The organism is Burkholderia sp. 572 (assembly GCF_040545135.1).
Taxonomy (GTDB): domain Bacteria; phylum Pseudomonadota; class Gammaproteobacteria; order Burkholderiales; family Burkholderiaceae; genus Burkholderia; species Burkholderia cepacia.
In genome coordinates, this window is the sequence record NZ_JBEPLH010000001.1 from 450,581 (window position 1) to 474,466 (window position 23,886).

Annotated in this window: 19 protein-coding genes; 16 read left to right on the forward strand and 3 right to left on the reverse strand. The window is 69.1% G+C overall.

Going from position 1 to position 23,886, the window contains the following annotated elements; genetic code table 11:
• Positions 1-72 precede the first annotated feature (72 nt).
• On the reverse strand, positions 73-1,023 hold the full coding sequence (locus ABIC51_RS02060) for a LysR family transcriptional regulator (RefSeq protein WP_027790239.1): 951 nt from the start codon (positions 1,021-1,023) through the stop codon (positions 73-75).
• 114 nt (positions 1,024-1,137) lie between these two features.
• On the opposite strand from ABIC51_RS02060, the gene ABIC51_RS02065 reads away from it, so the two are divergent.
• From ABIC51_RS02065 to ABIC51_RS02095, 7 genes are all read left to right on the forward strand, one after another.
• A complete protein-coding gene (locus tag ABIC51_RS02065; protein ID WP_027790240.1) occupies positions 1,138-2,889 on the forward strand; it encodes an IlvD/Edd family dehydratase in 1,752 nt (583 codons plus the stop codon).
• A 127-nt stretch (positions 2,890-3,016) separates the two neighbouring features.
• Positions 3,017-3,946: a dihydrodipicolinate synthase family protein gene (locus tag ABIC51_RS02070; protein WP_354006320.1), complete on the forward strand. Its 930-nt coding sequence runs from the start codon at positions 3,017-3,019 to the stop codon at positions 3,944-3,946.
• A 36-nt stretch (positions 3,947-3,982) separates the two neighbouring features.
• The gene (locus ABIC51_RS02075; protein WP_091920771.1) at positions 3,983-4,912 is read left to right on the forward strand and encodes a Gfo/Idh/MocA family protein; all 930 of its coding nucleotides are present in this window, start codon (positions 3,983-3,985) and stop codon (positions 4,910-4,912) included.
• A 74-nt stretch (positions 4,913-4,986) separates the two neighbouring features.
• Positions 4,987-6,000: an arabinose ABC transporter substrate-binding protein gene (locus ABIC51_RS02080; RefSeq protein WP_124918158.1), complete on the forward strand. Its 1,014-nt coding sequence runs from the start codon at positions 4,987-4,989 to the stop codon at positions 5,998-6,000.
• A 20-nt stretch (positions 6,001-6,020) separates the two neighbouring features.
• The gene (gene araG / locus ABIC51_RS02085) at positions 6,021-7,580 is read left to right on the forward strand and encodes an L-arabinose ABC transporter ATP-binding protein AraG (RefSeq protein WP_354006321.1); all 1,560 of its coding nucleotides are present in this window, start codon (positions 6,021-6,023) and stop codon (positions 7,578-7,580) included.
• 30 nt (positions 7,581-7,610) lie between these two features.
• Complete coding sequence (gene araH, locus ABIC51_RS02090) at positions 7,611-8,630, forward strand: L-arabinose ABC transporter permease AraH (RefSeq protein ID WP_027790245.1); 1,020 nt, start codon at positions 7,611-7,613, stop codon at positions 8,628-8,630.
• A gap of 51 nt (positions 8,631-8,681) precedes the next feature.
• Positions 8,682-9,581: an SMP-30/gluconolactonase/LRE family protein gene (locus ABIC51_RS02095; RefSeq protein ID WP_354006322.1), complete on the forward strand. Its 900-nt coding sequence runs from the start codon at positions 8,682-8,684 to the stop codon at positions 9,579-9,581.
• Positions 9,582-9,633: 52 nt separating this feature from the next.
• Here ABIC51_RS02095 and ABIC51_RS02100 read toward each other — a convergent pair whose 3' ends face one another.
• Positions 9,634-10,524, reverse strand: a complete 891-nt coding sequence (locus ABIC51_RS02100) for an amidohydrolase family protein (protein WP_226181693.1) — start codon at positions 10,522-10,524, stop codon at positions 9,634-9,636.
• A 169-nt stretch (positions 10,525-10,693) separates the two neighbouring features.
• Between ABIC51_RS02100 and ABIC51_RS02105 the strand changes: the two genes are divergently transcribed.
• The 8 genes from ABIC51_RS02105 to ABIC51_RS02140 all read left to right on the forward strand — a co-directional run bounded on the left by ABIC51_RS02105 (position 10,694) and on the right by ABIC51_RS02140 (position 21,874).
• Entirely contained in the window at positions 10,694-11,521 is an 828-nt protein-coding gene (locus ABIC51_RS02105; protein ID WP_021163522.1) for a p-hydroxycinnamoyl CoA hydratase/lyase, read from the forward strand.
• A 43-nt stretch (positions 11,522-11,564) separates the two neighbouring features.
• Positions 11,565-13,016 (forward strand): aldehyde dehydrogenase, encoded by a 1,452-nt coding sequence (locus ABIC51_RS02110; protein WP_027790248.1) that lies wholly within the window; start codon positions 11,565-11,567, stop codon positions 13,014-13,016.
• Positions 13,017-13,117: 101 nt separating this feature from the next.
• Positions 13,118-15,022, forward strand: coding sequence for a feruloyl-CoA synthase (locus ABIC51_RS02115; RefSeq protein WP_226212275.1), 1,905 nt, complete (start codon positions 13,118-13,120; stop codon positions 15,020-15,022).
• 10 nt (positions 15,023-15,032) lie between these two features.
• A complete protein-coding gene (locus ABIC51_RS02120; protein ID WP_354006323.1) occupies positions 15,033-16,784 on the forward strand; it encodes an acyl-CoA dehydrogenase in 1,752 nt (583 codons plus the stop codon).
• A gap of 156 nt (positions 16,785-16,940) precedes the next feature.
• Positions 16,941-17,435, forward strand: a complete 495-nt coding sequence (locus ABIC51_RS02125; RefSeq protein WP_027790251.1) for a MarR family winged helix-turn-helix transcriptional regulator — start codon at positions 16,941-16,943, stop codon at positions 17,433-17,435.
• A 273-nt stretch (positions 17,436-17,708) separates the two neighbouring features.
• Positions 17,709-18,914 (forward strand): 3-(3-hydroxy-phenyl)propionate transporter MhpT, encoded by a 1,206-nt coding sequence (mhpT, locus tag ABIC51_RS02130; RefSeq protein WP_059651509.1) that lies wholly within the window; start codon positions 17,709-17,711, stop codon positions 18,912-18,914.
• 67 nt (positions 18,915-18,981) lie between these two features.
• On the forward strand, positions 18,982-20,121 hold the full coding sequence (locus tag ABIC51_RS02135) for a porin (RefSeq protein ID WP_027790253.1): 1,140 nt from the start codon (positions 18,982-18,984) through the stop codon (positions 20,119-20,121).
• Between the two features lie 28 nt (positions 20,122-20,149).
• Positions 20,150-21,874 (forward strand): tannase/feruloyl esterase family alpha/beta hydrolase, encoded by a 1,725-nt coding sequence (locus tag ABIC51_RS02140; protein ID WP_124918152.1) that lies wholly within the window; start codon positions 20,150-20,152, stop codon positions 21,872-21,874.
• Between the two features lie 85 nt (positions 21,875-21,959).
• On the opposite strand, the gene ABIC51_RS02145 is transcribed toward ABIC51_RS02140, so the two are convergent.
• Entirely contained in the window at positions 21,960-22,436 is a 477-nt protein-coding gene (locus ABIC51_RS02145) for an Lrp/AsnC family transcriptional regulator (protein WP_027790255.1), read from the reverse strand.
• A 180-nt stretch (positions 22,437-22,616) separates the two neighbouring features.
• Between ABIC51_RS02145 and ABIC51_RS02150 the strand changes: the two genes are divergently transcribed.
• Positions 22,617-23,849: a diaminopropionate ammonia-lyase gene (locus tag ABIC51_RS02150; RefSeq protein WP_354006324.1), complete on the forward strand. Its 1,233-nt coding sequence runs from the start codon at positions 22,617-22,619 to the stop codon at positions 23,847-23,849.
• Positions 23,850-23,886: the final 37 nt, after the last annotated feature.

Below are 23,886 nucleotides of genomic sequence, written 5' to 3' on the forward strand. Positions count from 1 at the left end.
TTGTTGTCGGAAAGCCCCGAACGGCGACCTTGCTCTCCACGTCCGGCGGCGGAACCCTACCCTACCGCTATCTCACGGCACGACGCCATAAACCCCCCGCGCCGCCACCCGAATCGCATCCACCATCACCGCGACGGCCGGCGAATGCAGCCGGTCGGTGCGCGTGATGATTCCGAAATCGTCCATCCGGCAATCCATCTCCAGCGGCAGCACCGTGACGATCCCGTGCCGCGCGTAGTAGCGCGCGACGTCCTCTGCCAGCACCGCGATCATGTCGCTCTGTTCGAGCAGTTGCGTGATGAACAGCAGCGCGGACGTCTCGACGAGGTTCGCCGGCGGCGCGAGGCTCGCGCGCTGGAACACGAGCTCGAAGCGATGGCGCAGCACGCTGCCGGCCGGCGGCACGACCCACGCGGCGCGCTGCACGTCCGCGAGCGCCAGCGGCGCCTGCGCGAGCAGCGGATGGCCGGTCCGCACGACGGCCGCCACCGACTCGCCGGTCAGCGGCTCGTAGCGCAGCCGCAGCTTGTCGTGTTCGGCGGAAAGCCGGCCGACCACGATGTCGATCTTGTCCTGCGCGAGATGTTCGAGCAGCACGTTGCTGGTGTCGATCTCGACCGATACGTGCAGGCCCGCATGCGTGCCCTTCACCGCGGCCACCGCCGGCGGCACGAGCCGCAAGCCCGGCGACGTGATCGCCCCCACCGCCACGTGGCCGAGATGGCCGGCCTTCAGCGCGGCCAGTTCCTCGTGCGCCTGGTCGAGGCTGCCGAGCGCCGCGCGCGCGTGACGGATCAGCGCGTCGCCGTACAGCGTCGGCCGCATCCCGCGCGGCAGGCGTTCGAACAGCACCGCGCCGATCGATTCCTCGAGTTCGCGCAGCAGCTTCGACGCGGCCGGCTGCGTCATGTTCAGCGCGGCCGCCGCGCGGTGAATGCTGCCTTCGTCGGCAAGCGCGACGACCAGCAGAAGCTGGCGCGTCTTCAGGCGGCCGCGGTTTCCCCACGGGCTGGCTTCGGGCATCGTACGGGTTTATATCGATATCGGAATCGATATCGTAATCACCAAAAACGTCATTAGCCAGTTATCAAAATTCTGCCTAGACTGCGCCGGTATCCCGTCACCACAGGACTGACGATGTCGGCAACAAAACCCAGGCTGCGCTCCGCCCAATGGTTCGGCACGAACGACAAGAACGGCTTCATGTACCGGAGCTGGATGAAGAATCAGGGCATTCCCGATCACGAGTTCGATGGCCGTCCGATCATCGGCATCTGCAACACGTGGTCCGAACTGACGCCATGCAACGCGCACTTCCGCAAGCTCGCCGAGCACGTGAAGCGCGGGATCTTCGAAGCGGGCGGCTTCCCGGTCGAGTTCCCGGTGTTCTCGAACGGCGAATCGAACCTGCGCCCGTCGGCGATGCTCACGCGCAACCTTGCGTCGATGGACGTCGAGGAAGCGATCCGCGGCAACCCGATCGACGCGGTCGTGCTGCTCGCCGGCTGCGACAAGACGACGCCCGCGCTGCTGATGGGCGCGGCGAGCTGCGACGTGCCGGCGATCGTCGTGTCGGGCGGGCCGATGCTGAACGGCAAGCTCGAAGGCAGGAACATCGGCTCCGGCACGGCCGTGTGGCAGCTGCATGAATCACTGAAGGCCGGCGAGATCGACCTGCATCACTTCCTGTCGGCCGAAGCCGGGATGTCGCGCTCGGCCGGCACCTGCAACACGATGGGCACCGCGTCGACGATGGCGTGCATGGCCGAGGCGCTCGGCGTCGCGCTACCGCACAACGCGGCGATCCCGGCCGTCGATTCGCGCCGCTACGTGCTCGCGCACATGTCCGGCATCCGCATCGTCGAGATGGCGCTCGAAGGGCTGGTGCTGTCGAAGGTCCTCACGCGCGCGGCGTTCGAGAACGCGATCCGCGCGAATGCGGCGATCGGCGGCTCGACGAATGCGGTGATCCACCTGAAGGCGATCGCCGGACGCATCGGCGTGCCGCTCGAACTGGAGGACTGGATGCGCATCGGCCGCGACACGCCGACGATCGTCGACCTGATGCCGTCGGGGCGCTTCCTGATGGAAGAGTTCTATTACGCGGGCGGGCTGCCGGCCGTGCTGCGCCGGCTCGGCGAAGGCGGGTTGCTGCCGCACCCGGACGCGCTGACGGTGAACGGCAAGTCGCTGTGGGACAACGTGCGCGAAGCGCCGAACTACGACGACGAAGTGATCCGCCCGCTCGACCGGCCGCTGATCGCGGACGGCGGCATCTGCATCCTGCGCGGCAATCTCGCGCCGCGCGGCGCGGTGCTGAAGCCGTCGGCGGCGAGCCCCGAGCTGCTGAAGCATCGCGGCCGCGCGGTCGTGTTCGAGAACCTCGACCACTACAAGGCGACGATCAACGACGAGGCGCTCGACGTCGACGCCAGCTCGGTGCTCGTGCTGAAGAACTGCGGGCCGCGCGGTTATCCGGGGATGGCCGAGGTCGGCAACATGGGCCTGCCGCCGAAGCTGCTGCGCCAGGGCGTGAAGGACATGGTGCGGATTTCCGACGCGCGGATGAGCGGCACCGCGTACGGCACGGTCGTGCTGCACGTGGCGCCGGAGGCCGCCGCCGGCGGGCCGCTCGCGGCCGTGCGCAACGGCGACTGGATCGAGCTCGACTGCGAGGCCGGCACGCTGCATCTCGACATTCCGGATGACGAACTGCAGCGCCGCCTGTCGGACGTCGATCCGACCGCGGCGCCGGGCGTGGCCGGGCAGCTCGGCAAGGGCGGCTACGCACGGCTGTACATCGATCACGTGCTGCAGGCCGACGAGGGGTGCGACCTCGACTTCCTGGTCGGTACGCGCGGCGCGGACGTGCCGAGCCATTCGCACTGAGCGGCAGGCGGCGCGAGAAGTGCCACAAACGCGCGCCGCAGCCGGTTGCGGGCCCGCCCGGGCCCGCTTCGTGAAACCGTGAACGCATGACGGCGGTCGCCACCGACGCCGAAGCAGGACGCGAACCATGACATCGAGCAGCACGCCGCGCTATCGCGGCATCTTCCCCGTCGTCCCGACGACCTTCACCGACACCGGCGAGCTCGACCTCGCGAGCCAGAAACGCGCGGTCGATTTCATGATCGACGCGGGTTCCGACGGGCTGTGCCTCCTCGCGAATTTCTCCGAGCAGTTCGCGATCACCGACGACGAACGCGACGTGCTCACGCGCACGATCCTCGAACACGTCGCGGGCCGCGTGCCGGTGATCGTCACGACGTCGCACTACGGCACGCAGGTGTGCGCGGCGCGCAGCCTGCGCGCGCAGCAGCTCGGCGCGGCGATGGTGATGGCGATGCCGCCTTATCACGGCGCGACGTTCCGCGTGCCGGAAGCGCAGATCTTCGACTTCTATGCACGCGTTTCGGACGCGATCGACATCCCGATCATGATCCAGGATGCGCCCGCGAGCGGCACGCCGCTGTCCGCGCCGTTCCTCGCACGGATGGCGCGCGAGATTGAGCAGGTCGCGTACTTCAAGATCGAGACGCCCGGGGCGGCGAACAAGCTGCGCGAACTGATCCGGCTCGGCGGCGACGCGATCGAGGGGCCGTGGGACGGCGAGGAGGCGATCACGCTGCTCGCCGACCTCCATGCCGGCGCGACCGGCGCGATGACGGGCGGCGGGTTTCCGGACGGCATCCGGCCGATTCTCGAAGCCTGGCGCGAAGGGCGCCACGACGACGCTTTCGAGCGCTATCAGGCGTGGCTGCCGCTGATCAATCACGAGAACCGCCAGTCCGGGATCCTCACCGCGAAAGCGCTGATGCGCGAAGGCGGCGTGATCGCGAGCGAGCGGCCACGGCATCCGATGCCGGAACTGCATCCGGACACGCGCGCGGAACTGCTCGCGATCGCGCGCCGGCTCGATCCGCTTGTGCTGCGCTGGGCGCACTGAACGACCACCGAACGATTCGCCAAGGAGGCATGCACGATGAGTGATCAGGTTTCGCTGGGTATCGTCGGCGTCGGCAAGATCGCGCGCGACCAGCATCTGCCGGCGATCGACGCCGAACCGGGCTTCAAGCTGACCGCATGCGCGAGCCGCCATGCGGAAGTCGCCGGCGTGCGCAACTATCGCGACCTGCGCGCGCTGCTGGCCACCGAGCGCGAGCTCGACGCCGTGTCGCTGTGCGCGCCGCCGCAGGTGCGCTACGCGCAGGCGCGCGCCGCGCTCGAGGCCGGCAAGCACGTGATGCTCGAGAAGCCGCCGGGCGCGACGCTCGGCGAAGTGGCCGTGCTGGACGCGCTCGCGCGCGAGCGCGGGCTCACGTTGTTCGCCACGTGGCATTCGCGCTGCGCGAGCGCGGTGGAGCCCGCGCGCGCGTGGCTCGCGACCCGCACGATCCGCGCGGTGCAGGTGCGCTGGAAGGAGGACGTGCGGCGCTGGCACCCGGGGCAGCAATGGATCTGGGAACCGGGCGGCCTCGGCGTGTTCGATCCGGGCATCAACGCGCTGTCGATCGTCACGCGGATCCTGCCGCGCGAGCTCGTGCTGCGCGAGGCGACGCTCATCGTGCCGAGCGACGTGCAGACGCCGATCGCCGCCGAACTCGATTGCACGGATACCGATGGCGTGCCCGTGCGCGCGGAATTCGACTGGCGGCACGGCCCGGTCGAGCAATGGGAAATCGCGGTCGACACGGCCGACGGCGTGCTCGCGATCAGCCGCGGCGGCGCGCAACTGTCGATCGCGGGCGAGCCGGTCGAGATCGGGCCCGAACGCGAGTATCCGGCGCTGTATGCGCACTTCCATGCGCTGATCGCGCGGGGTGAAAGCGACGTCGACGTGCGGCCGCTGCGGCTCGTCGCCGATGCGTTCCTGTTCGGCCGGCGCGTGCAGACCGACGCGTTCGGACGCTGACTACGCGGGCGCGCCGCGGCGCGATCGCGCACGACGAATCATTACGGCACAAGCCGACATCAAGGAGACACCGCATGAACCGCACGACCCAAACCATTCGCCGACACACCCTGCGCGCGCTGCTCGCCGCGCTGTGCATCGCGCCGCTCGGCATGCAGGGCGCCGCGCACGCCGACGCGCCGCTGAAGATCGGCTTCCTGGTGAAGATGCCCGAGCAGGCATGGTTCATCAACGAGCAGAACGCGGCGTCCGCGCTCGGCCAGAAGGAGAATTTCTCGGTCGTGAAGATCGGCACGCCCGACGGCGAGAAGGTGCTGGCCGCGATCGACAACCTCGGTTCGCAAGGCGCGCAGGGCTTCGTGATCTGCGCGCCCGACGTGCGCCTCGGGCCGGCGATCGCCGCGCGTGCGAAGCGCTACAACATGAAGTTCGTGACCGTCGACGACCAGCTCGTCGATTCGACCGGCAAGCCGCTGTCGAACGTGCCGCACCTCGGGATGTCGGCGACCAAGATCGGCAACCAGGTCGGCCAGGCGATTTCCGACGAGATGAAGCGACGCGGCTGGAAGCCCGAGGAAGTCGGCGCGCTGCGGATCACGAACTACGAGCTGCCGACCGCGAAGCTGCGCACCGACGGCGCGACGCAGGCGCTGCTCGCGAACGGCTTCCGCCAGGAGAACATCTTCGATGCACCGCAGAAGACGACCGACGACGAAGGCGGCTTCAGCGCGGCCGCGCCGGTGCTCGCGCGGCATCCGAACATCAAGAAGTGGGTGGTCTACGCGCTGAACGAGGAAACCGTGCTCGGCGCGGTGCGCGCGACCGAACAGCTGCATATTCCGGCCGCCGACGTGATCGGCGTCGGCATCAACGGTGCCGGCGAGGCGTTCGCCGAATTCCAGAAGAAGGAGCCGACCGGCTTCTACGGGACGATCGCCGTCAGCTCGACGAACCACGGCAAGGACAGCACGCAGAACCTCGTCGACTGGATTCGCAACGGCAAGACGCCGCCGGCCGACACGCAGACGAGCGGCAAGCTGATGACGCGCGCGAACTGGCAGGCCGTGCGCGCCGAACTCGGCATCTGAGCGTGCGGGGCGAGCAAGCGATGACGACGCAGACGATGACGACCGAATCCGCCGGCAGCACGGCCGCCGGCGCAGCCGGCGTGGCGAGGCCGGACGCGGCGCTGCTCGCGCTCGACGGCATCACGGTGACGTTCCCGGGCGTGCGCGCGCTCGACGCCGTGTCGCTGTCGGTGCGCGCGGGCGAAGTGCACGGGCTGATGGGCGAGAACGGCGCGGGGAAGTCGACGCTGCTGAAGGTGCTGTCCGGCGTGAACCAGCCGCAGGCCGGCACGCTGACGCTGAACGGCGCGGTGCAGCAGTTCGCGTCGACGCGCGCGGCGCTGGAGGCCGGCATCGCGATCATCTACCAGGAACTGCATCTCGTGCCCGAGCTGACGGTCGCGGAAAACCTGATGCTCGGGCAGCTGCCGAGCCGGCTCGGCGTGGTCGACGAACGCGCGCTTGCCGTGCGTGCGCTCGATGCGCTGGAGCGGCTCGGCGAGCACATCGATCCGGGCATTCCGGTGAAGTATCTGTCGATCGGCCAGCGCCAGATGATCGAGATCGGCAAGGCGCTGATGCGCGACGCGCGCGTGATCGCGTTCGACGAACCGACGAGCTCGCTGTCCGCGCGCGAGACCGCGCAACTGTTCCGGATCATCCGTGCACTGCGCGCGGAAGGCCGCGCGATCATCTACGTCACGCACCGGATGGAGGAAGTGTATGAACTGTGCGACCGCGTGACCGTGTTCCGCGACGGCCGTCGCATCGAGACGTTCGAATCCGTGGCCGATCTCGATCGCGACCGGCTGATCGGCTGCATGGTCGGCCGCTCGATCGAGGACGTGTACGGCTACCGGCCGCGCGCGCCCGGCGACGTGCTGATCGAGGCGAAGGGGCTGGCGGGGCCCGGGCTCGCCGAGCCCGTGTCGTTCACCGCGCGGCGCGGCGAGATCGTCGGCTTCTTCGGGCTGGTCGGCGCGGGCCGCTCGGAGCTGATGAAGCTGCTGTACGGCGCCGCGCGCCCGAGCGCGGGGCACGTCGAGCTGAACGGGCGGCGGGCCGCGTTCGGGAGCCCGCGCGACGCGGTGCGCGCGGGCCTCGCGCTGTGCCCGGAAGACCGCAAGCAGGAAGGCATCGTCGCGATCGCGTCGGTGGCCGACAACCTGAACATCAGCGCGCGCCGGCATTTCAGCCCGGCGCGCGTGCTGCTCGACGGGCGGCGCGAGCGTGAACTCGCGCAGCGCTATATCGAGCGGCTCGCGATCAAGACCCGCGACGGCGACACGCCGATCGGCGCGCTGTCGGGCGGCAACCAGCAGAAGGTCGTGCTCGCGCGCTGGCTGGCCGAGCGCATCGACGTGTTCCTGATGGACGAGCCGACGCGCGGCATCGACGTCGGCGCGCGCGCGGAAATCTACAACCTGTTCTACGAACTCGCGGAAGCGGGCCGCACGGTGATCCTCGTGTCGAGCGACCTCGCCGAGGTGATCGGCGTGTCGGACCGGATCATCGTGATGAAGGAAGGACGGATCGCGGGCGAGGTCGCGAAGGCGCAGGCGACGCCCGACGCGCTGATCAAGCTCGCGCTGCCGCGCTAGCGGCCTGCAGTCAACCGGAAAGCAACTGATATGAGCCAGGCAATGCAACCCCAACGCACTTCCCCGTCCCCCGATGCCGCGGCCACGCCCGCGCGAGCGCGCGGCGGCGTGTGGCAACTGATCAACCGCTCCGGCATCGTGATGGTGTTTCTCGTGCTGTTCGCGACGCTGTCGCTGACGGTGCCGGACTTCCTCACGCCGCGCAACATCCAGGGCCTGCTGCTGTCGGTCACGCTGATCGGCTCGATCGCGGTGACGATGATGTTCGTGCTCGCGCTCGGCGAGGTCGACCTGTCGGTCGCGTCGATCGTCGCGTTCTCGGGCGTCGTCGCGTCGACGCTGATCACCGCGACGCACAGCGTCGTGCTCGGCATCGCCGGCGGCGTGCTCGCGGGCGGCGCGGTCGGGCTCGTCAACGGCGTGCTGATCGCGCGCTGGCGGATCAACTCGCTGATCGTCACGCTCGCGATGATGGAAGTCGTGCGCGGGCTCGCGTTCATCACGTCGAACGGCGACGCGGTGATGATCTCCGAGGAACGCTTCTTCGATCTCGGCGGCGGGTCGTTCCTCGGCATCTCGTATCCGATCTGGAGCAACATCGTCGGCTTCGTCGTGTTCGGCTTCCTGCTGCGCCGGACGGTATTCGGCAAGAACGTGCTGGCCGTCGGCGGCAACGGCGAGGCGGCGCTGCTCGCGGGGCTGCCGGTGATGCGCATCAAGATCACCGTGTTCGTGCTGCAGGGGCTCGTGACCGGCTTCGCCGGCGTGATGCTCGCATCGCGGATGAGCCTCGGCGATCCGAAGACGTCGGTCGGCCTCGAGCTCGGCGTGATCTCCGCGTGCGTGCTCGGCGGCGTGTCGCTGACGGGCGGCGTCGCGACGATCTCCGGCGTGCTGGTCGGCGTGCTGATCATGGGTTCCGTGCAGGACGCGATGAGCCTCTTGAACGTGCCGACGTTTTACCAATATCTGATACGCGGCGGAATTCTGTTGCTCGCGGTGCTGTTCGACCAGTATCGTCGCAACCAGCGGCGCGCGATGAAGATCTGACCCTGACGAACGCGCGGCCGCCTGCGAAGGCGACAGACATCGGGAGACGGCATGCAACAGATTCATCCGGGCGCGGCGGCGCTGCTCGTGGACAGCCGCAACACGCTCGGCGAAGGCGCGACGTGGTGCGACGCGGCGCACGCGCTGTACTGGACGGACATCGAAGGGGCGCGGCTGTGGCGCTGCCGCGCGGACGGCTCGGGCCTCGCGCGGTGGCCGATGCCGGAACGGCTCGCATGCTTCGCGCTGACGCATGATCCGGACGTGCTGCTCGTCGGGCTCGCGACGCATCTCGCGTTCTTCGATCTGCGCAGCGGTGCGTTCACGCGGATCGTCGACGTCGAACCCGATCTGCCGACGCGGCTGAACGACGGGCGTTGCGATGGGGCCGGCGCATTCGTGTTCGGGATGAAGGACGAAGGCAGCGAACCGCCGCAAGCGGTCGGCGGGTTCCATCGGCTCAATCCGGATCTCACGCTCGAGCGGCTCGCGTTGCCGCCGGCCGCGATCGCGAACAGCATCGCGTTCTCGCCGGATGGGTCGAAGATGTATTTCTGCGATTCGCTGGTGCGCGAGATTTTCGTGTGCGATTACCGCGCGGGCGGCGATGTCGCGAATGTGCGGCCGTTCGCGCGGCTGACCGATGCGGACGGCGATCCGGACGGCTCGACGGTCGATCGCGACGGCGGCCTGTGGAATGCGCAGTGGGGCGGCCGGCGGGTGGTGCGCTACGGGCCTGACGGCGTTGAAACGGAGCGCGTCGAAGTGCCGACCGCGCAGCCGAGCTGCGTGGCGCTCGACGGCGAAGGCCGGTTGTACGTGACGAGCGCGCGCGTCGGGCTGAGCGACGACGCGCTGGCGAGCGATGCCGACGCCGGCGGCGTGTTCGTCGCCCGCACGCGCTACGCGGGGCTGCCGACCGCGCGCTTCGCGGGCAAACCCGCGAACTGAGCGCGCCGGTGCGTGCGGCGGCGCGCTGCCTGCGCCGTCATGGCCGGACGGGTCACGACTGCCGCGCGGCCTGCAGCCCCAGCAACGCGACCGCGTTGTCTTTCAGAATCAGCGAATGCACGTCGGGCCGGAACCCGGCGCCCTGAAAATCCTCGAGCCAGCGGTCCGGCCGGATCAGCGGAAAATCGGACGCGAACAGCACCTTGTGCCTGAGCAGCGTGTTCGCGTATTTCACGAGCTCGGGCGAGAAGTACTTCGGCGACCATCCCGACAGGTCGATGTAGACGTTCGGCTTGTGCAGCGCGATCGACAGCGCCTGCTCCTGCCACGGCCATGAAGGGTGCGCGATCACGATCTTCATGTCCGGGAAGTCGGCCGCGACGTCGTCGAGGTGAATCGGTTCGGAATACTTCAGACGCAGCCCGCCGCCGCCGCGCATCCCCGATCCCATCCCCGAATGCCCGCTGTGGAAGACGGCCGGCAACCCGTATTCCGCGATCACCTCGTAGATCGGATAGGCGAGCCTGTCGTTCGGGAAGCATCCCTGCATCGTCGGATGGAACTTGAAGCCCTTCACGCCGTGCTCGTCGATCAGGCGGCGCGCCTCGCGCGCGCCGAAGCGGCCCTTGTGCGGGTCGATGCTCGCGAACGCGATCATCACGTCGGCGTTGTCCTGCGCGAATTGCGCGATTTCCTCGTTCGGAATGCGTCGCCGGCCGATGTTCGTCTCGCAGTCGACGGTGAACATCACGAAGCCGATCCGGCGCTCGCGGTAATGCGCGATCGTCTCCGGAATGGTCGGCCGACGGCCCTGCTTCAGCACGGTGCCGAAGTACTTGTCGGCCGCGTCGTCGAATGCCTTCGCGAACAGGTCCGGCGGCTGGCAGCACGACACTTCGGCGTGCACGTGCGTGTCGATGGCGATCAGGTTCTCGATGTCCAAGCGTGTCTCCTCATGTCGTGATGCGTCGGCCGGCACGGCGCGAAATCGGCTGTCCGGGCCCGTTTAGGGGTTTGTCCGGAGCCGCTTCCATTCTACTTTACATATCAGGTTACCTGATAGTAAATTGGTCGCGAGTCGCACAGGGCGGCATCGTCATTGGAGAACGAAAATGGGTTACGAAGGGCGCTGGAAAACGGTGAAGGTCGAGGTCGAGGGCGGAATCGCATGGGTGACGCTGAACCGTCCGGACAAGCGCAACGCAATGAGCCCGACGCTGAACGCGGAGATGATCGACGTGCTGGAGGCGATCGAACTCGATGCCGAGGCGCAGGTGCTCGTGCTGACCGGCGAGGGCGACGCCTGGACGGCCGGGATGGACCTGAAGGAATATTTCCGCGAAGTCGACGCGGGCCCGGAAATCCTGCAGGAAAAGATTCGCCGCGACGCGAGCCGCTGGCAGTGGCAATTGCTGCGCATGTATGCGAAGCCGACGATCGCGATGGTCAACGGCTGGTGCTTCGGCGGCGGCTTCTCGCCGCTCGTCGCGTGCGACCTCGCGATCGCGGCCGACGAAGCGGTGTTCGGCCTGTCGGAAATCAACTGGGGCATCCCGCCGGGCAACCTCGTCAGCAAGGCGATGGCCGACACCGTGGGCCATCGCCAGGCGCTCTACTACATCATGACCGGCGACACCTTCACCGGCCCGCAGGCCGCGCAAATGGGGCTCGTCAACAAGAGCGTGCCGCGCGCGCAGCTGCGCGACGAGGTGCGCGCGCTGGCCGCGAAGCTGCTCGACAAGAACCCGGTCGTGATCCGTAACGCGAAGCACGGCTTCAAGCGTTGCCGCGAGCTGACCTGGGAGCAGAACGAGGACTACCTGTACGCGAAGCTCGACCAGGCGAACTACCGCGATCCGGAAGGCGGGCGCGAGCAGGGCCTCAAGCAGTTCCTCGACGACAAGAGCATCAAGCCGGGCCTGCAGGCGTACAAGCGCTGACGCGCGCCGCCGCACGCAACCGGATCCGAGTGGAGACACGGAAATGCACGAAGTGAGTTTGTTGATCGACGGCGTGTCGCGCGGCGCGTCGGACGGCGGGACCTTCGACCGGATCGATCCGGCGACGGGACGGGTGGCGTCGCGCGCCGCCGCGGCGACGCTTGCCGACGCGGACGCCGCGGTCGCGGCAGCGGCGCGCGCATTCCCCGCGTGGGCCGCGCTCGCGCCGACCGAGCGCCGTCGGCGGCTGCTCGCGGCGGCCGACCGGATGGACGCGCGCGCGGGCGAATTCATCGAAACCGGCCGCGCGGAAACCGGCGCGATGGCGAACTGGTACGGCTTCAACGTGATGCTCGCGGCGAACATGCTGCGCGAGGCGGCCGCGATGACCACGCAGATCGACGGCGCGGTGATCCCGTCGGACGTGCCCGGCAGCCTCGCGATGGCCGTGCGCCAGCCGTGCGGTGTCGTGCTCGGGATCGCGCCGTGGAATGCGCCGGTGATTCTCGCGACCCGTGCGCTCGCGATGCCGCTCGCATGCGGCAACACGGTGGTGCTGAAGGCGTCCGAGGGTTGTCCGGGCGTGCACCGGCTGATCGGCAGCGTGCTGCACGACGCAGGGCTCGGCGACGGCGTGGTCAACGTGATCACGCATGCGCCGCAGGACGCGCCGGCGATCGTCGAGCGGCTGATCGCGAACCCGGCGGTGCGCCGCGTGAACTTCACCGGTTCGACACGCGTCGGCCGCATCGTCGCGACGCTCGCCGCGCAGCACCTGAAGCCGGCGCTGCTTGAACTCGGCGGCAAGGCGCCGGTGCTCGTGCTCGACGACGCCGATCTCGACGCGGCGGTCGAGGCGGTCGCATTCGGCGCGTTCTTCAACCAGGGGCAGATCTGCATGTCGACCGAGCGCGTGATCGTCGATCGCAAGGTCGCCGATGCGTTCGTCGAACGGCTCGTCGCGAAGGCCCGCACGCTGAAGGCCGGCAACCCGGCCGCGCCGGGCGTCGTGCTGGGCACGCTCGAAAGCGCGGCCGCCGCGCAGCGGATCGCGGCGATGGTGGACGACGCGCGCGCGCACGGCGCCGCGCTGCCGCTCGGCTGTGAAGTCGACGGCGCGGTGATGCAGCCGACGATCGTCGACGGTGTCACGCGCGACATGCAGCTGTATGCGGACGAATCGTTCGGGCCGGTGGTGACCGTGCAGCGCGTCGACGGCGACGCCGCCGCGCTCGCGGCCGCGAACGACAGCGAGTACGGGCTGTCGGCGGCGGTGTTCAGCCGCGATATCGCGCGCGCGATGCAGGTCGCGAAGCAGATCGAATCGGGCATCTGCCACATCAACGGGCCGACGGTGCACGACGAGGCGCAGATGCCGTTCGGCGGCGTGAAGGCAAGCGGCTACGGCCGGTTCGGCAGCAAGGCGTCGATCGCCGAGTTTACCGACCTGCGCTGGATCACGGTCCAGACCACGCCGCGTCACTACCCGATCTGAGCAGTCCCGGGCGCCGCGGCGCCCCAGTTGAGACAACGACACAATGAAGTCCCCGCCCGGCGCGCGCACGCGCGCGGGGCGGAACCGACCGGAGACAGAACTTGGATGCGGATCCGACCCAACTGCGCGACGCGGCTGCCGCACAGCGCGTTCCCGCCGGCTATCGCCCCGTGGCGATCGGCACGGCACCGCCGGAGATCGTGCAACGCGACGGCTGCTGGACCTTGCGCGCGACGACCCCGCTCGGCGCGTACCCACATCGGCTGACCGACCGGCTCGCGAGCGGCGCGCGCGCGCATCCGGACCGCTGGCTGGTCGCGCGGCGCGGGCCCGACGGTACGTGGATCGGCATCACGTATGCGCAGATGCTCGAGCGCGCCCGCGCGATCGGCCAGGCGCTGCTCGATCGCGGGCTGTCGGCCGAGCGGCCCGTCGCGATCCTGTCGGGCAACGACCTCGAACATCTGCAACTCGCGTTCGGCGCGATGTGGGCCGGCATTCCGCATGCGCCGCTGTCGCCCGCGTATTCGCTCGTGTCGAGCGATTACGGCAAGCTGCGCCACGCGCTCGCCGTGCTCACGCCGGGGCTGGTCTTCGCGTCGGACGGCGCGGCGTTTCGTGCCGCGCTCGACGCGTCGGTGCCGCCTGATGTCGAGCGCGTGGTCGTGTCGGCACCCGACGGGATGGATGGCGTCACGCGTTTCTCGTCGCTGCTCGACACGACACCGGGCAGCGTCGATGCCGCGCACGATGCGATCACCGGCGACACGATCGCGAAATTCCTGTTCACGTCTGGGTCGACACGGCTGCCCAAGGCGGTGCCGACCACGCACCGGATGCTGTGCAGCAACCAGCAGATGCTGCTCGAGACGTTTCCGCAGTTCGGTCTGGAGCCGCCGGTGCTGGTCGACTGGCTGCCGTGGAATCACACGTTCGGCGGCAGCCATAACGTCGGCATCGCGCTGTACAACGGCGGCACGCTGTACATCGACGACGGCAAGCCGGTCGCCGGCAAGTTCGGCGAGACGCTGCGCAACCTGCGCGAGATCGCGCCCACCGTGTATTTCAACGTGCCGAAGGGCTGGGAAGAGCTGACCGCGGCGCTCGAAACGGATGCCGCGCTGCGCGAAACCTTCTTCTCGCGCGTGAAGATGTATTTCTTCGCGGGCGCCGGACTGTCGCAGGCCGCGTGGGACCGGCTCGAGCGCGTGACGCTCGCGCACTGCGGCGAGCGCATCCGGATCATGGCGGGCCTCGGGATGACCGAGGCCGCGCCATCGTGCATGTTCACCACCGGGCCGATGTCGGGAGCCGGCTACATCGGCCTGCCCGCGCCCGGCTGCGACGCGAAGCTGGTGCCGGTCGACGGCAAGCTCGAGGCGCGCTTTCGCGGGCCGAACGTGATGGCCGGTTATTGGCGCGCGAGCGGCGACGACGCGCGCGAGGTATTCGACGAGGAGGGCTACTACCGCAGCGGCGATGCGGTGCGTTTCGTCGATCCCGCGCGGCCGGAGATCGGCCTGATGTTCGACGGGCGCATCGCGGAGGATTTCAAGCTGTCGTCAGGCACCTTCGTGAGCGTCGGGCCCATGCGCGCGCGGATCGTGTCGAACGGCGCGCCGTACGTGCAGGACGCGGTCGTCACGGGGATGAACCGCGACGACGTCGGCGTGATGATCTTCCCGCGCGTCGACGATTGCCGTCGCCTGGCCGGCGCGGCACCGGATGCCGACGTGCGCACCGTCCTGCGGGCGCCCGCGGTGCGGGCGTTCTTCGCGGACCTGCTCGAGCGCCTGAACCGCGATGCGACCGGCAGCGCGACGTTCGTCACGCGGCTGTGCGTGCTCGATACGCCGCCTTCGCTCGATCTCGGCGAAGTCACCGACAAGGGCTCGATCAACCAGCGTGCAGTGCTCATGCACCGTGCGGCGGTGGTCGACGCGATGTACGAACCGGGCGCGGCCGACGCCGGCGTGATCGTCGCCGGCGCGGCGCGCCGGGCATGAGGCGCGCGCGATGAGCAACGCGTATTGCGCGCCGTTGCGCGACATGCTGTTCGTGATCGGCGAATGGCTCGATGCGCCGGCGCTGTGGCGCCGCGTGCCCGACTGGGCGGAGCTCGACCTGTCGACCGCCGGGCAGGTGCTCGACGAAGCCGCCCGCTTCGTGGTCGAACGCATCGCGCCGCTCGATTCGACCGGCGATCTCGAGGGCTGCCGGTTCGACGGTACCGGCGTGACGATGCCGGCGGGCTTTCGCGATGCGTATCGCGACTACGTCGACGCCGGCTGGCCGACGCTGGCGCTCGACGCCGATTGCGGCGGCCAGGGGCTGCCGCATCTGCTCGACGTCGCGCTGCAGGAGATGCTCGCGGGGGCGAACCATGCGTGGCTGATGTCGCCGGGGCTCACGCACGGCGCGGTGGCGTGCCTGCGCGCGCACGGCGGCGAGCGCCTGAAGCGCGACGTGCTGCCGAAGATCGCGAGCGGCGAGTGGCTGACGACGATGTGCATCACCGAGCCGCAGGCGGGCAGCGATCTCGGCCTGCTGCGCACGCAGGCAGTGCCGGACCCGGCCGCCGACGGCTACCGGATCAGCGGCAGCAAGCTGTTCATCACCGGCGGCGAGCACGACCTGACCGACAACATCGTGCATCTCGTGCTCGCGCGGCTGCCCGATGCGCCGGCGGGAACGAAGGGGCTGTCGCTGTTCGTCGTGCCGAAGTGGCTCGACGCGCCGGGCGGCCGCGTGCGCAACGGCGTCTGGTGCGACGGCATCGAGAAGAAGATGGGGCTGAAGGCGAGCCCGACCTGCACGATGCGTTTCGACGCGGCCGCGGGCTGGCTCGTCGGCGAGCCGCATCGCGGGCTCGCATCGATGTTCGTGATGATGAACGCGGCGCGCCTGCAGGTCGCCATGCAGGGTGTCGGGCATGCGCAGAGCGCATGGCAGGCCGCGTCGGCCTATGCGCGTGAGCGCGTGCAGGGCAGGGCGGCGCCGATCGCGCAACACGCCGCGATCCGCCGCATCCTGCTCGATGCGCAGGCGATCGTCGAAGGCGAGCGCGCGATCGGCTACTGGATCGCGCACTGGCTCGACGTCGCCGCGCACGATCCGCAGCCGCCGGCACGGCTCGCGGCGTCGCGGCTGGCATCGTTGCTCACGCCGGTCGCCAAGGCGTTCTTCACCGCGAACGGCTTCGCGGCCGCGTCGAACGCGCTGCAGGTATTCGGCGGCTACGGCTACGTTCACGAATACGGGATCGAACAGACGGTGCGCGATTGCCGCGTGTCGATGCTGTACGAAGGGACCAACGAGATCCAGGCGATCGATCTGCTGGTGCGCAAGGTGCTGGGGGATCGCGGCGAGGCGCTGCATGCGCTGCTCGAGCTGGTTCGCGCGGAAGCCGCGCAGAGCGTCCAGGCGGCAGCGGACGAGCGGGCGAGGGACGCCGGGGCGCGCGTCGCCACGCTGTGCGCGGACCTCGAGCGCGTGACGGCCGGCGTGATCCGCGCGAGCGAGCATGATCCGGATCTGCCCTACCGGGTCGCGGACGACTATCTCGCGCTGGTCGGCTGGCTGCTGCTCGCGTTCGCGTGGGCGCGCACGCTGCGCATCGTCGGCGATGCGCCGGGAGACGATTCGTTCCGTGCGGGCAAGCGCGCGGTCGGCACCTACTTCTTCGACTATCCGCTCGCGGCATTCGCACACCGGCTCGCGCTGGTGGACGCGGGCTGCCGCGCGGCGTTGCCGGTTGCCGCGGCATAAGGTTCGTCCGAGCCGGGTGTGGACGGCCCGGGGCGGCTCGCCGGCCGGCACGAGCCGCCGTGCGGGCCGATTACGGGCCGATATACGGGCTGATTACGACCTGATATACGGACCGCGTGAGGTAAGATGGCCCGCGATCCTCCTTCCGACACGTTCATGAGTTCGACACCCGTCAAACCGGCCGGCACGAAACGCACGGCCCGCGCCAGCGAAGCCAGGCCGCGCATGCGTTCGCAGCAGCGGCTTACCTACCTGATCGGCAATCTCGACCGGCTGCTGCGCCGCCAGATGAGCGATGCGCTCGCGCCGCTCGGTGTGACGCTCGCGCAGTACACGGCGCTGTCGGTGCTCGAGGCGCGCGGCGCGCTGTCCAATGCGCAACTCGCGGTGCGTTCGTTCATCACGCCGCAATCCGCGAACGAAGTGATGGTTGCGATGGCCGCTCGCGGTTTCGTGACGCGCGAGGCCGATCCCAGCCATGGCCGCGTGATCCTGCTGCGCCTGACCGACGAGGGCTCGGCAATCCTGCGCGAATGCGAGCAGGTGCTGCGGCCGCTCGAACGCCGGATGCTCGGCGACGACGTGAGCGCCGACGACGTCGCGCAGGTTCACCGCACGCTCGAGCTGTTCGTGCGCAACCTGCGCGACTGAGCACGCCGCCGCGTCTTTCGTTCCGGTTTCTCCGGCCGTTCCGGGCCATGCCGCGGCATGGCGCGGGTCGCGAACGGGTTGCGGGTTAACACCGCGCTCGCGACACTTGAAATATCAGGTTACCTGTTATTAAATCATCCCGTCCCTCGACGGGATTTTCTTTCGGGTTCTTAATCAGGTTACCTGATAAATAGACGAGACCCGATCACGATAAAGCAAGGACACCGCGCATGCGTTCGGCGTATGCCGCGCGAGTCACGGTTAGGAGACGACATGGACACTTCCGTTGCCGCAAGGCCGGCCGTCGCGACGACGCTCGGCCTGTGTTTCGCGATCGCATTGCTCGAGGGGCTCGACCTGCAGTCGGTCGGCGTCGCGGCACCGCGCATGGCCCACGAATTCGGGCTCTCGGTTTCACAGATGGGGCTCGCTTTCAGCGCGGGCACGTTCGGCCTGCTGCCGGGCGCGATGCTCGGCGGCTGGCTGGCCGACCGGGTCGGCCGCAAGCACGTGCTGATCGCGTCGGTCTGCCTGTTCGGGCTGCTGTCGATCGCGACCGCGCAGGTGTCGAGCTTCGCGATGCTGGTCGCCGTTCGTGCGCTGACCGGCCTCGGCCTCGGCGGCGCGATGCCGAACCTCATTGCCTTGTCGTCGGAAGCGGTCGACGCACGCTCGCGCAGCAGCGCGGTGGCCGTGATGTACTGCGGGATTCCGTTCGGCGGCGTGATCGCGTCGCTGATCGGCGTGCTGCTCGCAGGCGACACCGAATGGCGGCACATTTTCTATGTCGGGGGCGTCGGCCCGCTGCTGCTCGCGCCGCTGCTGCTCGCACTGCTGCCCGAATCGCGTGCGTTCCTCGACGTCAGCGCATCGGGCGCGGCGCGTCCCAGCGTCGGACAGACGCTGTTCGGCGGCTCGCGCACCGGCACGACACTGGCGTTGTGGCTCAGCTACTTCTGCACGCTGATCGTGCTGTATTTCCTGCTGAACTGGCTGCCGTCGCTGATGGCCGCGAAGGGGCTCGCGCGCAGCCAGGCCGGGATCGTGCAGATCTTCTTCAACATCGGCAGCGGCCTCGGCGTGCTCGGCATCGGCATGTCGATGGACCGCTTGCGTCCGTCGCGCGTGGTCGGCGGCATGTACGCGGGGATCGTGCTCTCGCTTGCCGCGCTGGCGATCGCGCCCGGACTCCTGTGGCTGTCCGCCGCCGCGTTCGCGGCCGGGATGTTCGTCGTCGGCGGCCAGTCGGTGCTGTATGCGCTGGCCGCGATCTATTACCCGACCGCGATGCGCGGCACCGGCGTCGGCTCCGCCGTTGCCGTCGGCCGCCTCGGCTCGGTGGTCGGGCCGCTCGCCGCCGCCGAACTGCTCGCCATGGGCCGCAGCGCGTCGGTCGTGATCGGCGCGAGCATTCCCGTCACGCTCGTCGCCGCCGTCGCTGCGCTGATGCTGATCCGGCGCCCGCAGGCGCACGACTGATTTCTTCCCATTTCAACCACGAGCGCCGGTAGAGCGCGATTACGACACAGGTCTGGAGACGAACACCATGAAGCACACCAAAGCCTTGCTGGCGGCCGGCGCATGCGCGCTGGCCGCGACCGGCGCGCATGCACAGTCGAGCGTGACGCTGTACGGGATCATCGACACGGGCGTCGAGTTCGTGTCGCACGCGAACGCGGCCGGCGACCACGTGGTACGCATGCCGGGCGTGACGGGCGAGCTGCCGTCGCGCTGGGGCCTGCGCGGCACCGAGGATCTCGGCGGCGGCTACCAGGCGGTGTTCACGCTCGAAAGCGGCTTCAACGTGCGCGGCGGCGATCTCGGGCAGGGCGGCCGGCTGTTCGGGCGGCAGGCGTTCGTCGGGCTGAAGGGCGGCTTCGGCACGCTCGCGTTCGGCCGCCAGTACACGATGACCTATCTCGCGCTGCAGGGCGCGGACATCATCGGCCCCGACATCTACGGCCTCGGCTCGTTCGACGCGTACGTGCCGAACGGCCGCTCCGACAACGCGGTGACCTACGTCGGCACGTATCGCGGCGTGACGCTCGGCGCCGCGTACTCGTTCGGCCGGGACGGCGCGGGCACCGGCAACTCGCCGGGGCAGGGCACGTGCGCGGGCCAGGTGCCGGGCGACGCCACGCAGTGCCGCAACTGGTCGGTGATGCTCAAGTACGACAGCGCGTATTTCGGCGCGGCGGCGTCGTACGAGGAGCAGCGCGGCGGCACCGGCGCGGCCGCCAACTTCTTCGATGGCGTGGCGCCCGTTCCTTTCACGAGCAGCGGCGGCAAGGACGCGCGCACGCACGTGAGCGCGTATGCGCAGGCGGCCGGCGCGCGGATCGGCGCGGGCTGGATCGGGCGGCGCGTGTCGACCGGTTCGCCGGCCGCGCCGGGCGCGCATTCCGACCTGTTCTTCGTCGGCGCGTCGTATGCGGTCAAGCCGGATTTCGTCGTCGACGGCGAAGGCTACCGGATCGTCAACAGCGCGCACGACACGCGCGCGACGATGGCCACGCTGCGCGCGACCTATCTGCTGACCAAGCGCACGGCCGTCTACGCGCAGTCGTCGTATCTGTGGAACAGCGCGCATGCACGCTACGCGGTCAGCGGCGGCGGGCCCGGCACGACGCCCGGCGAAGGGATGGGGCAGCTCGGCGCGATGGTCGGCGTGCGGCACATGTTCTGATTCGGCAGCCTGACGAACGAGGGATATCTTGAACAGAAAATCTGCATTCCTTTGCATTGCGCCGCTGTCCGCGGCGGCGATGCTCGCCGGGTGCGGCGGCGACGATTCGGTCAACGCCACGCCGACACATATGAGCGCCGCGACGCCGGCCGCGATGGCGCAGACCTGTGACGCGCTCGCCGCGAAGCTCGCGTATGCGAACACGTCGTTCACGTCGGTGACGACCGCGGCCGCGGGCGCGCTGAAGGTGGCCGGCAAGCCGGTCGCCGAGCACTGTGTGATCGAAGGGAAGATGAACGAGCGCGTGAGCGCGGTGGACGGCAAGACCTACGCAATCGGCTTCGAGATGCGCTTGCCGAAGGCGTGGAACGGCCGCTTCTTCTACCAGGCGAACGGCGGGCTCGACGGCAATGTCGTGACCGCGACCGGCGAGATCGGCGGCGGCGGGCCGTTGAACGATGCGCTGAACATGGGGTTCGCCGTGATCAGTTCGGATTCCGGGCACAGTGCCGCGCAGAATCCGCTGTTCGGCCTCGATCCGCAGGCGCGCATCGACTACGGCTACGGCGCGGTCGACGCGCTCACGCCGATGGCGAAGCAGGTGATCCGGCTCGCATACGGCAAGGCGCCCGACCGCAGCTATTTCGGCGGCTGCTCGAACGGCGGCCGTCACGCGATGGTTACCGCCGTGCGCAACCCGGCCGACTACGACGGCATCATCGCGGGCGATCCGGGTTTTCATCTGCCGAAGGCGGCGATCGGCGAGATGTACGGCGCGCAACAGTTCGCGAAGATCGCCTCGGCGACCGGGACGAACGGGCTGCCGGACATCCGCAGCGGCTTCACCGATGCGGAGCGGCAGTTCGTCGGCGCGAAGATCCTCGAGAAATGCGATGCGCTGGACGGCACGGCCGACGGGATGGTGCAGGACGTCGCCGCGTGCCAGGCGCACTTCAGCGTCGAGTCGGACGTCCCCACTTGCGCGAACGGCACGCGCACGGGCGCCTGCCTGACGCCCGCACAGAAGACCGCGCTCGAGAACGTGTTCGCGGGCGCACGCAACAGCGCGGGCACGGCGCTCTACGCGGGCTTTCCGTACGACCCGGGCATTGCCGGTGGCGGCTGGGCCGCGTGGAAGCAGTCGAATTCGATCACGCTCGATCCGGCCGCGATGGCGTTCACGTTCACGACGCCGCCGAAAAGCGCCGCGACGCTCGCGAACCTGCCCGGTTTCGCGCTCGGCTTCGACATGGACAACGACGCACCGGCGATCTTCGCGACGAACGGTGCGTACACGCAATCCGCGTGGACGTTCATGACGCCGCCCGACGAGACGAACCTGTCCGCGCTGAAGGCGCGCGGCGCGAAGCTGCTCGTCTATCACGGCACGGGCGACCCGGTGTTCTCGTTCGACGACACGCGTGACTGGTATGCGCGGCTCGCACAGGCGAACGGCGGCGATGCGTCGGATTTCGCGCGCCTTTATCCGGTGCCGGGGATGAACCACTGTTCGGGCGGGCCGGCGGCCGACCAGTTCGACCTGCTGACGCCGCTCGTCGCGTGGGTCGAGCAGGGGCAGGCGCCCGCTACGGTGGTGGCCGCCGCGCGCGACGCGACGAACGCGGTGCCGAGTGCGGATGTGCCGGCGTCATGGGGCGCGGGTCGTACGCGCCCGCTGTGCCCGTATCCGCAGGTGGCGCGCTACAACGGTTCAGGCGACGTGAATTCGGCGGCGAGCTTCAGTTGCCGCTGACGTAGCCGTCGATGGGAAACGGCCGGTGCGCGCGCGATCGCGTGCCGGCCGCTTCATGTGTGCAATCGCTCACTCGTTCACTCACTCATTCGCCCGGATCGACCGGCACCTCGAGCCCGACCTTCACGCGGCTCATGCTCACCAGCGTCTTGAACCGCTTCACGTTGTTGTTCGCGAAGAACAGCTCGCGCGTGAGCGCGTTGTACTGATCCATGTTGCGTACCGCGACGATCAGCACGAAATCCCATTCCCCCGTCACGTAGTAGCACTGCTGGATCTGCGGGCAGCGCTCGAACGCACGTTTCATCGCGTCGAGCTGGTCGATCTGCTCGCTTTCGACCTCGACGTTGACGACGATCGTCAGCGGATGATCGACCTTGTCCGGTGCGACGACGGCGGTGTAGCGCTCGATCACGCCGTCGTCCGCGAGACGTTTCAGGCGCCGGTTCACGGCCGCGGTCGACAGGTTGACGCGCGCGCCGAGTTCGCTCTGCGGCGTCTGCGCGTCGCGCTGGATTTCCATCAGCAGCTTGCGATCGAACGCATCGAGTGGGGTGGTCATGATGGTGCGTGAAACCTCGAAAGAATGAGAAATTTTTGCGTATGGACGGTCGATTCGGCGATTTTATTGACCGGGATGCGCAATATTATTTTTCGGACCGACGGCGAACGCAACCCGCGCTTGCCCGATCCGATCCACCCGACGGGCCGCCGGCGCGGCCCTGTTCCTGAGCCTTTCGCCATGCTGATCGCCAACCCCCGCGCATCGCGCGCCGCCTATCCCCACGCGCTGCGCCGCGTGATGAACATTGCGTCGGCCGACGAAAGCGGCGCGTGGCTGTCGCACTGGCCGCTCGTCGGCCACGCGCGCACGCCGCTTCGCGTGCTGCCGGATCTTGCCGCGCGGCTCGGCGTTGCGAGCGTCAGCGTGAAGGACGAGTCGTGCCGCTCGCCGCTCGGCAGCTTCAAGGCGCTCGGCGCGCCGATCGCGCTGGTGCGGCTCGTGAAGCGGCTGCGCCGCCAGCAGGATCTCGATCCGCAAGGGCTCGTCACCGGACGCTATGCGTCCGAACTGGCCGACCTGACGGTGATCAGCGCGACCGACGGCAATCACGGCCGCGCGCTCGCCGCCGCCGCGCGCGCGATCGGCTGCGGGTGCGTGATCGTGCTGCACGCGAACGTCGATGCGGAGCGTGAGCGCGCGATCTCCGCGTACGGCGCGCGGATCGTGCGCATCGCGGGGAACTACGACGAATCGGTGGTCTGCGCGGCACAGCTCGCGCAAGCGAACGGCTGGTATGTCGTATCGGATACGTCGTACGACGGCTACGAAGCGATTCCGCGCGACGTGATGCAGGGCTACGGCGTGATCGCCGCCGAGGCCGCCGCGCAGGCGGCGCCGGACGGCGGGCGGCCGTTCACGCATGTGCTGCTGCAGGGCGGCGTGGGCGGCCTCGCCGCGGGCGTCGCGAGTTATCTGTGGGAGCGCGACGGCGTGGAGCGGCCGCATTTCATCGTCGTCGAGCCGCGCCAGGCCGACTGCCTGTACCAGAGTGCACTGGCCGGGCGCGCCACCAAGGCGAGCGGCAGCGTCGATTCGGTGATGGCCGGGCTCGCGTGCGGCGAGGCGTCGCCGCTGGCGTGGGATTTCCTCGAGATGTGCATCGACCATTTCATGCTGATCGACGACGAAGACGCGGTGCAGGCGATGCGCGGCCTCGCGGCCGGCAGCGAACGCGACGTGCCGGTCGTGGCCGGCGAATCGGGCGCGGCCGGCGTCGCGGGGCTGGACGTGCTGATGCGCGACCCGGCACGCGCGCGGCAGGTGGGGCTCGACGCGCATTCGCGTGTGCTGGCGATCAATACGGAAGGCGCGACGGCGCCGTCCGTGTACCGGAGCTGCGTCGGCGAGTCGGCCGACGCCGTGCTCGCGCGGCAGCGCGACTGGCTGGACCGCGCGACGGTGGCGGCCTGAACGACATCACGACCGACGACGACCGACTATGACCGAC

Coding starts and splice junctions, on each gene's coding strand:
- ABIC51_RS02060 (WP_027790239.1), bottom strand. CDS start 1,023: ATGCCCGAAGCCAGCCCGTGGGGAAACCGCGGCCGCCTGAAGACGCGC.
- ABIC51_RS02065 (WP_027790240.1), top strand. CDS start 1,138: ATGTCGGCAACAAAACCCAGGCTGCGCTCCGCCCAATGGTTCGGCACG.
- ABIC51_RS02070 (WP_354006320.1), top strand. CDS start 3,017: ATGACATCGAGCAGCACGCCGCGCTATCGCGGCATCTTCCCCGTCGTC.
- ABIC51_RS02075 (WP_091920771.1), top strand. CDS start 3,983: ATGAGTGATCAGGTTTCGCTGGGTATCGTCGGCGTCGGCAAGATCGCG.
- ABIC51_RS02080 (WP_124918158.1), top strand. CDS start 4,987: ATGAACCGCACGACCCAAACCATTCGCCGACACACCCTGCGCGCGCTG.
- araG (WP_354006321.1), top strand. CDS start 6,021: ATGACGACGCAGACGATGACGACCGAATCCGCCGGCAGCACGGCCGCC.
- araH (WP_027790245.1), top strand. CDS start 7,611: ATGAGCCAGGCAATGCAACCCCAACGCACTTCCCCGTCCCCCGATGCC.
- ABIC51_RS02095 (WP_354006322.1), top strand. CDS start 8,682: ATGCAACAGATTCATCCGGGCGCGGCGGCGCTGCTCGTGGACAGCCGC.
- ABIC51_RS02105 (WP_021163522.1), top strand. CDS start 10,694: ATGGGTTACGAAGGGCGCTGGAAAACGGTGAAGGTCGAGGTCGAGGGC.
- ABIC51_RS02110 (WP_027790248.1), top strand. CDS start 11,565: ATGCACGAAGTGAGTTTGTTGATCGACGGCGTGTCGCGCGGCGCGTCG.
- ABIC51_RS02120 (WP_354006323.1), top strand. CDS start 15,033: ATGAGCAACGCGTATTGCGCGCCGTTGCGCGACATGCTGTTCGTGATC.
- ABIC51_RS02125 (WP_027790251.1), top strand. CDS start 16,941: ATGAGTTCGACACCCGTCAAACCGGCCGGCACGAAACGCACGGCCCGC.
- mhpT (WP_059651509.1), top strand. CDS start 17,709: ATGGACACTTCCGTTGCCGCAAGGCCGGCCGTCGCGACGACGCTCGGC.
- ABIC51_RS02135 (WP_027790253.1), top strand. CDS start 18,982: ATGAAGCACACCAAAGCCTTGCTGGCGGCCGGCGCATGCGCGCTGGCC.
- ABIC51_RS02145 (WP_027790255.1), bottom strand. CDS start 22,436: ATGACCACCCCACTCGATGCGTTCGATCGCAAGCTGCTGATGGAAATC.
- ABIC51_RS02150 (WP_354006324.1), top strand. CDS start 22,617: ATGCTGATCGCCAACCCCCGCGCATCGCGCGCCGCCTATCCCCACGCG.